General features: G+C 69.8%; 1 pseudogene. It reads right to left on the bottom strand.

The window, feature by feature from the left end:
* Positions 1 to 110: 110 nt before the first annotated feature.
* Positions 111 to 232 (bottom strand): annotated as a pseudogene (locus GV790_RS30385) (OpcA/G6PD domain-containing protein); the annotation flags it as partial.

Genomic DNA, 232 nt, shown 5'->3' with positions numbered 1-232 from the left:
CGGCATCGAAAGGGTGACCTATGTCCAGTAGCACCGATTCGCAGTTCCCCGGCGATACCGTCGAGGTGCATCCCGACGCCGACGCGCTGGTGACGGCGGCGGCGAAACGGTTCGTCGGCGTCGAGCCGGCGCAGCTCCTCGGCGAGGCAGTCCCGAGCTTCCCTGCGCGCCAACGCGATCCGCTGATCCGGTTCCCCGGTGCGGGTGAGCGTGGCGGTGACACCGGTCTGCG

Origin of the sequence: Nocardia cyriacigeorgica (genome assembly GCF_010858045.1) — a bacterium.
Classification (GTDB): Bacteria; Actinomycetota; Actinomycetes; order Mycobacteriales; family Mycobacteriaceae; genus Nocardia; species Nocardia cyriacigeorgica_E.
This window is presented reverse-complemented; position numbering and strand designations above follow the sequence as displayed.